The 10,704-nt window shown below is 49.5% G+C and carries 13 protein-coding genes and 1 pseudogene; 10 read left to right on the forward strand and 4 right to left on the reverse strand.

Translation table 11 applies throughout. The features are described from left to right. The first annotated feature begins 33 nt into the window (after positions 1 to 33). The 3 genes from M989_RS13550 to M989_RS13560 are packed head-to-tail and all read left to right on the forward strand — an operon-like array spanning position 34 to position 3,568. Complete coding sequence (locus M989_RS13550; protein ID WP_064546138.1) at positions 34 to 2,163, forward strand: 3'-5' exonuclease; 2,130 nt, start codon at positions 34 to 36, stop codon at positions 2,161 to 2,163. Positions 2,164 to 2,214: 51 nt separating this feature from the next. After that, positions 2,215 to 2,463 (forward strand): excisionase, encoded by a 249-nt coding sequence (locus M989_RS13555; protein WP_064546140.1) that lies wholly within the window; start codon positions 2,215 to 2,217, stop codon positions 2,461 to 2,463. After that, positions 2,441 to 3,568 carry a phage integrase Arm DNA-binding domain-containing protein gene (locus M989_RS13560; protein ID WP_064546142.1) on the forward strand — a complete coding sequence of 376 codons (1,128 nt, stop codon included), beginning with the start codon at positions 2,441 to 2,443 and terminating at the stop codon, positions 3,566 to 3,568. Before M989_RS13555 ends, M989_RS13560 begins: the two co-directional genes overlap by 23 nt. A 61-nt stretch (positions 3,569 to 3,629) precedes the next feature. Here M989_RS13560 and M989_RS13565 read toward each other — a convergent pair whose 3' ends face one another. From M989_RS13565 to ompW, 3 genes are all read right to left on the reverse strand, one after another. After that, a complete protein-coding gene (locus M989_RS13565; protein ID WP_064546144.1) occupies positions 3,630 to 4,541 on the reverse strand; it encodes a hypothetical protein in 912 nt (303 codons plus the stop codon). Between the two features lie 5 nt (positions 4,542 to 4,546). Further along, positions 4,547 to 4,837 carry a hypothetical protein gene (locus M989_RS13570; RefSeq protein ID WP_064546146.1) on the reverse strand — a complete coding sequence of 97 codons (291 nt, stop codon included), beginning with the start codon at positions 4,835 to 4,837 and terminating at the stop codon, positions 4,547 to 4,549. Between the two features lie 254 nt (positions 4,838 to 5,091). Then, positions 5,092 to 5,727 carry an outer membrane protein OmpW gene (gene ompW, locus M989_RS13575; protein WP_064546148.1) on the reverse strand — a complete coding sequence of 212 codons (636 nt, stop codon included), beginning with the start codon at positions 5,725 to 5,727 and terminating at the stop codon, positions 5,092 to 5,094. Between the two features lie 269 nt (positions 5,728 to 5,996). Between ompW and M989_RS24660 the strand changes: the two genes are divergently transcribed. From M989_RS24660 to yciA, 4 genes are read left to right on the forward strand one after another with little or no spacing between them, the layout of a single operon-like run. Further along, entirely contained in the window at positions 5,997 to 6,410 is a 414-nt protein-coding gene (locus M989_RS24660) for a YkgJ family cysteine cluster protein (RefSeq protein ID WP_074398796.1), read from the forward strand. A gap of 25 nt (positions 6,411 to 6,435) precedes the next feature. Further along, positions 6,436 to 7,179 (forward strand): YciC family protein, encoded by a 744-nt coding sequence (locus M989_RS13580; protein ID WP_064546151.1) that lies wholly within the window; start codon positions 6,436 to 6,438, stop codon positions 7,177 to 7,179. A 46-nt stretch (positions 7,180 to 7,225) separates the two neighbouring features. Next, entirely contained in the window at positions 7,226 to 7,765 is a 540-nt protein-coding gene (locus M989_RS13585; protein WP_064546153.1) for a septation protein A, read from the forward strand. 15 nt (positions 7,766 to 7,780) lie between these two features. Next, positions 7,781 to 8,179: an acyl-CoA thioester hydrolase YciA gene (gene yciA, locus M989_RS13590; protein WP_064546155.1), complete on the forward strand. Its 399-nt coding sequence runs from the start codon at positions 7,781 to 7,783 to the stop codon at positions 8,177 to 8,179. 33 nt (positions 8,180 to 8,212) lie between these two features. Here the strand turns inward: yciA and M989_RS13595 are convergent, their stop codons facing one another. Continuing rightward, positions 8,213 to 8,749 (reverse strand): YniB family protein, encoded by a 537-nt coding sequence (locus tag M989_RS13595; protein ID WP_064546157.1) that lies wholly within the window; start codon positions 8,747 to 8,749, stop codon positions 8,213 to 8,215. A gap of 137 nt (positions 8,750 to 8,886) precedes the next feature. Here M989_RS13595 and hxpB point away from each other — a divergent pair, with 137 nt between their 5' ends. From hxpB to M989_RS24665, 3 genes and pseudogenes are all read left to right on the forward strand, one after another. Then, positions 8,887 to 9,555 (forward strand): hexitol phosphatase HxpB, encoded by a 669-nt coding sequence (gene hxpB, locus M989_RS13600; protein WP_064546159.1) that lies wholly within the window; start codon positions 8,887 to 8,889, stop codon positions 9,553 to 9,555. A gap of 153 nt (positions 9,556 to 9,708) precedes the next feature. After that, positions 9,709 to 10,470 carry a 2-dehydro-3-deoxy-D-gluconate 5-dehydrogenase KduD gene (kduD, locus tag M989_RS13605; RefSeq protein WP_064546161.1) on the forward strand — a complete coding sequence of 254 codons (762 nt, stop codon included), beginning with the start codon at positions 9,709 to 9,711 and terminating at the stop codon, positions 10,468 to 10,470. An 89-nt stretch (positions 10,471 to 10,559) separates the two neighbouring features. Beyond that, positions 10,560 to 10,704, forward strand: a pseudogene (locus tag M989_RS24665) (metal-dependent hydrolase); the annotation flags it as partial.

A 10,704-nucleotide genomic window follows, 5' to 3' on the forward strand; every position in this document is an offset into this window, starting at 1 on the left:
GGGTATCTTACAACCTGAAGGAGCCCGAACGCAATGAACAACTATGCGTACCTGATAAAAGCAAAAGCAAAAGCCACAGAAGCAAAAAGCCTTTTCTGCTGGTTTTCCGCAAAGTCCGATTCCCGTGCTGAGCGTGAAATTCTCAACATCCTTGAAGATGAAGGGATCACCGTCGGTCGCGCAGCTGACCACCAGCTGCCTATTCGTACTAACTTCCCTGTTCTGGACGATCTGCCAGAAGAAAGTGTTTTAGACAGCACCTGGTGTGACCGCTATCAACTCGACGACAAGAACTGCTGGCAAAAGATTGAAGCCGCTCAACCAGCTGGTGCTGGTGCTGGTGCTGGTGCTGGTGCTGGTGCTGGTGCTGGTGCTGGTGCTGGTCAGGATGACGACAGCAGCAACGCAAAAAGTAAAATCATCGATACTCTCGACAGTATCGCGCAAATGCCATTCCGCATTCAGTTGCTGGCACAGTTCAATGCCCAGGACGGCCACGTATGGCACATCAACAAGGAAACCCGCGCGCACCTTGCCAGTCTCGAAATGGACACAGATAACACCTACGTTCAAAACCTGCTGCTGGCCGTCGAGAACTGTCCGGAAGTAAAAGCATTCGACATGCCGACGCTCTGGAAGCTGACCGACGCGGTGAAGAAGGTATTCCCGCAGGATAAACGAAGCGAACTGAACCATGTGATCCAGTTCGTCAAAGCGTGGGTAGGCACCGAACACATCGATCGCGGGTTGTTGGTCAAAGAGTGGTTGAGCGGTAACCGTGTGGCGCAGGTTCAGCGCACCGACGTCCATACAAACGCCGGTGGCGGCAAGACAGACCGCAACCCGACTCTGACTCATACGCTGGACACTCTGGACGTTGATATTGCGCTGGCCACGCTGCCAATGGATTTCAATATCTACGATATCCCTGGCGGAGTTTACCGCCGAGCAAAAGAGATCATCACTAAAAACGAAAGCCCGTTCAAAGAGTGGTCCGCCGCCCTGCGCAAACGAGCTGGCATTCTGGATTATTCCCGCGCCGCTATTTTCGCACTTATTCGCGGAGCCGAAGAAAACACTCACCATTTCCCGGAACTGTTGAGCCGTTACATCAACAAGAACCTGACGGAAACAGACCACCAGCACCCATCAGAAGAAATGCTGGCGGCAGCTGGTCACGTTCCAGAAAAAAGCTGGGAAAACGAGATAAGCCACCGACTGGCGGCCGAACGCGGGGAATTCGTTCCGGGTATCAGCGACCCTACGGATCCGAAGTGGGTGCATGAAGACTTGACCAAACCAAAGCCGGAAATTGCCAATATGGGCAACGGCGTTTTCTCCGTCGATGGCCTGATATACATCCAGCCAGCCCCTGCTCTTTCAGTCGTAGACCAAGTGCGCCAGCGCGCAGCGGAAGAAAAAATACTTCAAGTCGATACCGAGGAAACCAGTAATGTGCAGATGGAAAAAGATCTGAATGATGAAAACTCGGTTGAGCCTGAAATGCCAGTTAGCGAAACAACAACTGACCCAGGTACAGGCAATGCTGAAGATAGCGATCAAACAGATACCTTAAATAATGATACCGTTCATCACAATGATGATTTCCGTCACGTTATGGTAGACCTCGAAACTATGGGGAGCAAATCTAGCGCCCCTATAGTTTCGATCGGAGCTGTATTTTTTAATCCAGCCAGCGGCAGAACTGGTGCTGAGTTTTATGCAGTCGTTTCTCTGGAATCATCCATGCGGCTGGGTGGCTTGCCAGATGCAGGAACAATTTTGTGGTGGTTAAAGCAGTCTCCGGAAGCACGTTCTGCCATCACTATGGGTGACGCAATGCCGCTCGAGGATGCACTGGAGTTATTTTCTGATTTTATCAGTGAAAATTCAGACGCTGGTTCTAACGTACAGGTCTGGGGTAATGGCGCATCATTTGACAATGTCATCCTGCGTTCATCGTATGAGCGAGCAAATATCGAATGTCCCTGGAAGTTCTGGAACGATCGTGACGTGCGAACCATTACAGAAATGGGTGAGGCCATTGGGATAAAACCTCGTTACGACATTCCATTTGAAGGGGATATGCACAATGCCCTTTCTGATGCCCGTCATCAGGTCAAATACGTTTCCGCTATCTGGCAGAAATTGATTAAGAACTGATTTTTCATTATCAGCATGTGGCCCAGCAATGGGCCATACTCTGGAGGAAAAATGGCGAGACTTGTACTGCTCTCGGAATGGGCTGAGCATGAATTTGGTAACCCGATTCCCGGCCCCTCAACATTAAATAAATACGCAAAGAATGGGATGATCTCACCACCAGCCTGTAAGGTCGGAAAGAGCTGGCGCGTTGAGCTGACAGCTCGGTTCGTTGGCTTCTCATCCCAACCAGAAATGAAAAAGCAGGATCATCCGCTGTTGAGGAGAATCTTAGAAGATGGGCAGACCACGGAAACATAATGTCACGATCCCGGGCCTTTCCCCCTATTTAGACTCAAGAACAAATAAAGTTTATTGGCGTTACAAACACCCTGTTACAGGGAAATTTCACGGACTGGGTACCGACGAAAAGATTGCCAAAGAAATTGCAATCGAAGCTAACAGTCGGTTAGCTGAGCAGAAAATGAGGCATATACTCAAAATAAAAAACGAAGTTAATTCACGCCTTGGCGGCTCATCAACTATTTCTGACTTTATACCGAGATATAAGAAAATTCAGGAGGAAAGACTGGTTCGGGGAGAGATAAAAATGTCCACCTTGAAGCAGAAAGATTCCCCCCTAAAGGTTCTTGAACAACATCTCGGCATGTCTCAGATGGATCAAATAACAGTTAAAGATATCGTTGCCATCCTCGATGAATACAAAGAGAAGGGTCATAACAGAATGGGACAAATATTCAGGAAGGTTGTGATTGATGTCTTCAAAGAGGCTCAGCAAGTGGGGGAAGTTCCCGTGGGATTTAACCCGGCTGAAGTTGCGAAAAAACCGCATGTTAAAATTTCTCGGCAACGATTAACCTTCGACGAGTGGGAGCTTATCTACAAAGCGGCAGAAAAGGATAATTATTTTTTACAGCGCGCGATGCTGCTGGCGCTTGTGACCGGCCAGCGTCTTGCTGATATATGCAACATGAAATTCAGCGACATCGAGGATAACTATTTGCTTGTTGAGCAGGGTAAAACCGGCGCAAAGATCGCGATACCACTAGCCCTGAGAAGCCAGCGGCTAAATGTAAGCCTCGGTGAAATAATATCGATGTGCAGAGACAAGGTATTGAGTCCATATCTACTACATCACCATCACGCCAAAGGAACAGCGAAGCGCGGGGGTAAGGTAATGCCTGGAACACTCACCGTAGCATTTAGCAAAGCAAGAGATGAAGTGGAATACAACTGGGAAGAAAACGGAACGCCACCAAGCTTTCATGAACAACGTTCTTTGTCCGAACGTCTATACAGAACGCAAGGAATTGATACACAGGCACTACTCGGTCACTCAAGTAAAACTATGACAGATCATTACAATGATTCGCGCGGGAAAGAGTGGAAAAAAATAATAATTTAGTGTGTTATCGTTTTTTTCCAAAGCGTTAACCGCTCAATAAATTTACCGCGCTAAAAAATAATCAGACTTCAATAAACTGTGCTGGTATTGCATTAAGGATCCAGCATTCTTGATGAGTATGACTGTTGGATAAAATGTTTACATATCTTTTTTCAATCATCGATAAGTCCATTGCACTTTGAGGGGTGTTTTCTGCGTCTCTTGCTTTAACGGCATCTTTCCAAACCGAGTGGAGGTCTACAGAGGCTACAAAGGAGTTTACCCTAAAATCTTTATTCATTATATTCGAGTAAGAACCAGCGAACTTGTATGAGTCTATGATTGTAATTCGCCCATCACCATCAATATCGACTGGTTTAGAAAACCACTTAAAAACATTATAAAGAAATACATTTGCTATCCAGTTAAACTCTTTCGAAGGATCATCTTCAGATGAAACGTTCTCTTTAGTAGACAAGCTTAAACTAGAATGCAAATTAGTTGCACCAATAAAAATAACGTCAGCTTCTTTTCTCTCAACTGCCGACTTAAAACGCCCAGAACCTGCCCCTATGTAGTTGAAAACACCAGCAAAGCACTGACCAAGATATACTATAGCCTTTTCCAGGCCAGGCATGGTTTTAAGTGTTGTAAGTAAAAGGTACGGTGTTATGTCATGCTTGCCAGCTATTCCATTTGGCCCACCGTGTCCAGTTACGAACATAACTAGATTTGAGTGCGTATTGGTGCCCTGGGTATTAAAGAAATGCTCAGTGGGAAGGATCTCATAAGGATTGTTACTTCCAATAGACATCCAATTGATAATGTTTTGTCTATTATCGCCATCAATATATATTTCGATATTTTCAGAAGAAACCCCTGCTGACTCTAAGCAATGCAATCCGAAAGCCAAATCAAGAACATGCCGTTCTTCTGGCTCTTCAGGGCTCGCCAAAAATAAAACCCATTTTGTCGCATCCTGCATCAACCCCATAAAAATCAATCCTTCATTGATAGATGGAAGTTACTAAGTGAACTAGGTTTATCAATATCCGAAAAATAAACTATTTCATCGATAACCATATCTTGTTTGAGTGGTCGATACATGCTAACAACTTGACCTTTATCGCCTAGAGCATAAAAATCGGCGCCATCCTTTAGAATGAAATAGGTATCTTGCACATCTTCTTTGGAAGCCCTGAAGAGCAAGGCTTGGCCGTGATTGATGCATTCTTTGGTAAACCTACTTATCTCTGGCAAATCTGACGAAAGAATATTGATAGCCCGCATACCCCTCTCCTCTTGTGTGTACAGCTAAAACAAACATGCGAATGTAAACGCATCAATACGATGAGTTTAACCCAAAACAGCTTAAATCCCACACATAATGACCGACAAATCGCATTTAACAGCGTGAATAGCTCATTTATAAACCATGGCTACCATCAGTCAAGGAGGGAGGTACGATGATACGATACAAAGCAAAACTGGTCACTTAATAACCAGTTTTGCAGAAGGGTTTTGCAGGAGTTTTGCAGAAGAATTCAGAAACGGTAACCGGCGGAGAACATAAACACCCACGGATCCAGTCTGGTACTGACATTCTGGTTCACACCACCAGCTTTAAACTTCACATTGGTATCGATATCCATGTACCACACCGACATGTTAATCAGCCAGTCGCGGTTAATCAGATAATCCAGCCCCACCTGCCCGGCTGCGCCCCAGGAGTCATCCAGACTCAGGTCTGAAAGACCTGCCTCTTTGCCCGTTTTGTTGAAATCATTATCAAAGAAGGTGGTGTAGTTGATCCCCGCGCCTACGTACGGGCGAAACTTGCTCTGCGCATCGCCAAAGTACCACTGGGCCATCAGCGTTGGCGGTAACTGGTGAACGGTCGCGATATTACCGGTTGGGCCGGTGCCGACTTTGTGGCGGAACGGCGTGGCGGCCAGCAGTTCAATACCGATGTTATCCGTCGCCATATAGGTAAAGGTTAAGCCAAGCTGCGTATTGTTGCTGACGTTAAAGCTCCCCAGACTGCCGAGAACATTATCGGAACCCTCGGTAGGCCTCACCGTTGCAGAACCGGCACGAATGAAAAACTCCCCTGCTTCATGCGCCCAGGCACCGCCGGAAACGGTACTCAACATCAATGCAACCACTGCTAACTTTTTCATATCCACTTCCTCATTATGGTTTTTCAAGCGCGGCAAATATACCCACAATGAGTTACTTTTGAACCATCACAGATCACACAAAGTCATTAGATTTAACATTTATTAATCCAGATCAATTTTCACAGTTTGTGTCAGACAAAAAATTATTACCCACATCAATTTCATTGATTTTGCCGGAAAATTTTTTTTGCAGCCTCTTGTCGGCATCAGAACGGCTGGATAATTTAGATCATGACAATTTTGTTGATGCGTTTTTATCAGGTGTAATCATGAGTGAAATCAACCCGTGCATGACGTGCGGTGCCTGTTGTGCGTATTTTCGAGTCTCTTTTTACTGGGCAGAAGCCGATGATGCCGGTGGCCCTGTTCCCGCGCAGCTCACCGAGCCCGTAACCCCCTTGCTACGCTGTATGACCGGCACCAACCAACGTCAGGTTCGCTGTGCAGCCCTCTCGGGTGAAATCGGCGATTCGGTCAGTTGTACTATTTATGCCAATCGACCTTCTCCCTGCCGCGAATTCGCCATGTCCGGCGAAAATGGCGAACCCAATGAAGCCTGCAATCGTGCCCGCGCGCGATATGGGCTGCCGCCGCTGAATCCCATTTACAAAGATATACTTAGCGGAGCCGGCGCAGAGGCTGCTACGCAGGCGAGATTTGCGGTACAATTGCCGGCTAATTAACACCTGCAATACTCAAGGAGAGTGCATGTCTATCACGGCGCAGTCTGTATACCGTGACACGGGTAATTTTTTCCGTAATCAGTTCGTGACCATTTTACTGATTGCTTTGCTCTGTTCATTTATCACGGTGGTGCTTGGCCATGCCTTTTCCCCCAGCGATGAACAGCTCGCGACGCTAACCACCGGTGACCATCTGGCGGGCAGTACGGGGCTGTTTGATTTGGTGCAGAACATGACGCCGGAGCAGCAGCAGATTTTGCTGCAGTCCTCTGCGGCCTCTACTTTTGCCGGGCTTATCGGTAATGCCATTCTGGCGGGCGGTATTCTGCTGATGATTCAGCTGATCTCCGCGGGTCAACCGGTGAGTGCACTGCGCGCAATTGGCGCCAGCGCGCCGGTGCTGCCAAAGCTGCTGGTACTGATTTTTATCAGCACTTTCCTGATACAGATGGGCGTGATGCTGATTGTGGTGCCCGGTATCCTGTTAGCTATCGTGCTGGCCTTCGCGCCGGTCATCATGGTGCAGGATAAGCTGGGCGTCTTTTCGGCGATTCGTCACAGCACCCGTCTCGGCTGGGCCAATATTCGTCTGATTGCCCCTGCGGTGGTTGGCTGGATGCTGGCTAAGACGCTGCTACTGCTGTTTGCATCGAGCTTTGCCTTCCTGACGCCATACCTTGGTGCCGTGGTGGCTAACACGCTAAGCAACCTGATTTCCGCGCTGTTGCTGATCTATTTATTCCGCGTGTATATGCTTATTCGTCAATAATCTGATGCCGCCCGTAGCGGGTGGCGCTGAACTACGGAATCGAAGTATGAAGCAGTTTCTTGATTTCTTACCGCTGGTTGTCTTTTTTGCCTTCTATAAAATCTATGACATCTATGCGGCCACCAGCGCGCTGATTGTCGCCACCGCGGTGGTGCTGATTTATAGCTGGCTGCGCTATCGTAAAGTCGAAAAAATGGCGCTGATCACCTTTATTCTGGTGGCCGTGTTTGGCGGCCTGACCATTTTCTTCCATAACGATGAGTTTATTAAGTGGAAAGTCACCGTGATCTACGCGCTGTTCGCCGGTGCGCTGCTGATTAGCCAGTGGGTGATGAAAAAACCGCTGATTCAACGCATGCTGGGCAAAGAGATCACCCTGCCGGAAGCGGTCTGGTCGAAGCTGAACCTCGCCTGGGCGGTGTTCTTTATCCTCTGCGGGCTGGCAAACATTTATATCGCCTTCTGGTTACCGCAAAATATTTGGGTAAACTTTAAGGTGTTTGGCCTGACGGCATTGACGCTGGTATTTACCGTGCTAAGCGGCGTGTATATCTATCGTCATATGCCACAAGATGACCATAAGTAAGCACAGAGAATAATAATGACACTACAGAATGACGCTCCACAGGGAGAGCTGGTATTACGCACCTTAGCCATGCCTGCGGATACCAATGCCAACGGCGATATTTTTGGCGGTTGGCTCATGTCGCAAATGGATATTGGTGGCGCCATTATGGCGAAAGAAGTGGCCCATGGCCGCGTGGTGACCGTGCGGGTAGACGGGATGACGTTCCTGCGCCCGGTGGCGGTTGGCGACGTGGTGTGCTGCTATGCGCGCTGCGTTAAACGCGGCAATACATCGGTGACGATCAATATTGAAGTGTGGGTGAAAAAGGTATCATCAGAGCCGATTGGTCAGCGTTATAAAGCGACCGAGGCGCTGTTTATCTATGTCGCGGTCGACCCTTCGGGGAAACCACGCGCCATTCCAACCGCATAATCACAGGCCCGGCATTCGCCGGGCCTGTTGCATTCAGAGGAAACCAAGCACCTTCAGAACGAAGTAGCCGATCACAATCACGATAATCGGCAGAATATAGAGCGGGAAAAACTGCACGAAAATGGTATGACGCGGCACCTCGACGCGGGCCTCCAGCGCTTCACGACTCATCCCTTCCGCCCCTTTCGCCTTCTCCAGAATCAGCTGATCGTTCACCCCTTCACGCAAAAACTTCGCCTGACGGGCCATCCGCGCGCCGGAGTCCTGCAGCGCCAGCGCAACGAAAATCAGCGCAAAAATAATCCAGAACATAATATTCAGACCGTTATGAAAGTCCGGCTGCGGCGAGTTGTACCAAAAGAGATTCAGGAATGGCGTATTGAAACGCATCATGTCGACCATCACGTGGACAAAGTCCATCATGACGGCATCGATTCCCGGCTGCTTAGCGCTGTGTTCATACATGAATTTCAGCACGGAAATCAGCGTAGAGATCAGGGCAGGAATAAAAATAACCCACCCGGCAATACGCTTGAGGATGGCAATGCGTCCAGCTTGTTGATACGTCATGGGTTCCCCTTGTTAAGACGCTGTCTCTCGGGCTAAGTGCTTATTAAGTCTACCCGCTGAAGGTGACTTTCGCCCGACTTTACGCCCGATATGATATACCATTAACCGGCATTCGTTACCCTAAAGGAGAGGTAGTTATGTCCACCGAGCGTCAAATACGCGCCGCAATATTCGATATGGATGGATTACTGATCGATTCCGAGCCGCTGTGGGACCGTGCCGAGCACGAAGTGCTGAGCGAGCTGGGCGTCGATTTTACCCGTCGCCACGAGCTTCCCGATACCCGCGGTTTACGTATCGATCTGGTGGTCGATCTGTGGTTTGGTCAACAGCCGTGGAGCGGCCCGGACCGCGCCGCCGTGGTGGAACGGATGATTGCCCGCGTCATTTCGCTGGTTGAGCAAACGCGCCCGTTGCTGCCGGGCGTGCGTGAAGCCGTGGCCCTGTGCAAAGCGCAAGGGTTAAAAGTCGGCCTCGCTTCCGCCTCTCCGCTCTATATGCTGGAGAAAGTGCTGTCTATGTTTGATCTGCGTGAGCAGTTCGACGCGCTGGCCTCTGCCGACACTCTGGCCTATAGCAAACCGCATCCGCAGGTCTATCTGAACTGCGCGGCCGCGCTGGATGTCGATCCGCTGTGCTGCGTGGCGCTGGAAGACTCGGTGAATGGCATGATTGCCAGCAAAGCCGCGCGAATGCGCTCAATTGTTGTCCCGGCTCCGGAAAGCCAGCTCGACCCGCGCTTCGCCCTGGCCGACGTGAAGCTGCCGTCTCTGGAATTCCTCACCCGCGAAAATTTGTGCGGCTAATCATGATGCGGGCACAGATTGTGCCCGCAAATGCCAACCCAATCATAAAAATGAAACACCGTTTTATTTTTATTTGAATTTTCGACTACGCCCTCCTATGCTTTAACCCTGTAGGTCATCTCATAATGATAAAAACCGTATACAGGGGTCGAAATGATTCTTCATGCTTTCAATCTGCAAGGTAAAATCGCACTCGTCACCGGCTGCGATAAAGGTCTCGGTCAGGGTATGGCGCTGGGGCTGGCGGAAGCCGGATGTGATATCGTCAGCGTCAGCCGCAGCATTCCGCAAGAAACCGCAGAAAAAGTGGCGGCGCTGGGCCGTCGGATGTTTGCTATTCAGGCCGATCTGAGCCAGCCTGACGCCATTGCTGATATTGTTCCCGCCGCCGTGGCTGCCGCGGGCCGTATCGACATTCTGGTCAACAACGCCGGGACCATTCGACGTGAAGATGCGCTGACCTTCAGCGAAAAGAACTGGGACGATGTGATGAACCTGAACCTGAAGTCGGTGTTCTTTCTCTCACAGGCGGTGGCGAAACAGTTCCTGCAACAGGGTAACGGCGGGAAAATTATCAATATTGCGTCGATGCTCTCTTTCCAGGGCGGCATTCGTGTGCCATCCTACACCGCCTCAAAAAGCGGGGTATTAGGCATCACCCGCCTGCTGGCCAACGAATGGGCACAACACGGTATCAACGTGAACGCCATCGCGCCGGGCTATATGGCGACCAACAACACCCAGCAGCTGCGTGACGACGCTGAACGCAGCAAGGAAATCCTCGATCGTATTCCGGCCGGACGCTGGGGGACGCCAGACGACCTCAAAGGCCCGGTCGTGTTCCTCGCTTCCTCGGCATCTGACTACATTAATGGCTATACGGTGGCCGTAGACGGCGGCTGGCTGGCACGTTAATTTTTTGACAAAGAGTTACACTGTAACCTCTTCCGCCTACTGTATAAAAACCCTATACTGTATGAATTCACAGATTAATGGGTTTTATCATGACGGCGGAAGGTCATCTCCTTTTTTCAATCGCCTGCGCGGTATTTGCGAAAAATGCCGAACTGACGCCGGTCCTGGCGCAAGGAGACTGGTGGCACATCGTGCCGTCGGCGATATTGACCTGTTTGCTTCCTGACATTGACC

The sequence above is a fragment of the Kluyvera georgiana ATCC 51603 genome (assembly GCF_001654985.1).
GTDB classification, from domain to species: domain Bacteria; phylum Pseudomonadota; class Gammaproteobacteria; order Enterobacterales; family Enterobacteriaceae; genus Kluyvera; species Kluyvera georgiana.

What these genes read in the sequence shown, in the direction of transcription:
- M989_RS13550 (WP_064546138.1), top strand. Translation starts at nt 34, where the DNA reads ATGAACAACTATGCGTACCTGATAAAAGCAAAAGCAAAAGCCACAGAA.
- M989_RS13555 (WP_064546140.1), top strand. Translation starts at nt 2,215, where the DNA reads ATGGCGAGACTTGTACTGCTCTCGGAATGGGCTGAGCATGAATTTGGT.
- M989_RS13560 (WP_064546142.1), top strand. Translation starts at nt 2,441, where the DNA reads ATGGGCAGACCACGGAAACATAATGTCACGATCCCGGGCCTTTCCCCC.
- M989_RS13565 (WP_064546144.1), bottom strand. Translation starts at nt 4,541, where the DNA reads ATGGGGTTGATGCAGGATGCGACAAAATGGGTTTTATTTTTGGCGAGC.
- M989_RS13570 (WP_064546146.1), bottom strand. Translation starts at nt 4,837, where the DNA reads ATGCGGGCTATCAATATTCTTTCGTCAGATTTGCCAGAGATAAGTAGG.
- ompW (WP_064546148.1), bottom strand. Translation starts at nt 5,727, where the DNA reads ATGAAAAAGTTAGCAGTGGTTGCATTGATGTTGAGTACCGTTTCCGGC.
- M989_RS24660 (WP_074398796.1), top strand. Translation starts at nt 5,997, where the DNA reads ATGAGTGAAATCAACCCGTGCATGACGTGCGGTGCCTGTTGTGCGTAT.
- M989_RS13580 (WP_064546151.1), top strand. Translation starts at nt 6,436, where the DNA reads ATGTCTATCACGGCGCAGTCTGTATACCGTGACACGGGTAATTTTTTC.
- M989_RS13585 (WP_064546153.1), top strand. Translation starts at nt 7,226, where the DNA reads ATGAAGCAGTTTCTTGATTTCTTACCGCTGGTTGTCTTTTTTGCCTTC.
- yciA (WP_064546155.1), top strand. Translation starts at nt 7,781, where the DNA reads ATGACACTACAGAATGACGCTCCACAGGGAGAGCTGGTATTACGCACC.
- M989_RS13595 (WP_064546157.1), bottom strand. Translation starts at nt 8,749, where the DNA reads ATGACGTATCAACAAGCTGGACGCATTGCCATCCTCAAGCGTATTGCC.
- hxpB (WP_064546159.1), top strand. Translation starts at nt 8,887, where the DNA reads ATGTCCACCGAGCGTCAAATACGCGCCGCAATATTCGATATGGATGGA.
- kduD (WP_064546161.1), top strand. Translation starts at nt 9,709, where the DNA reads ATGATTCTTCATGCTTTCAATCTGCAAGGTAAAATCGCACTCGTCACC.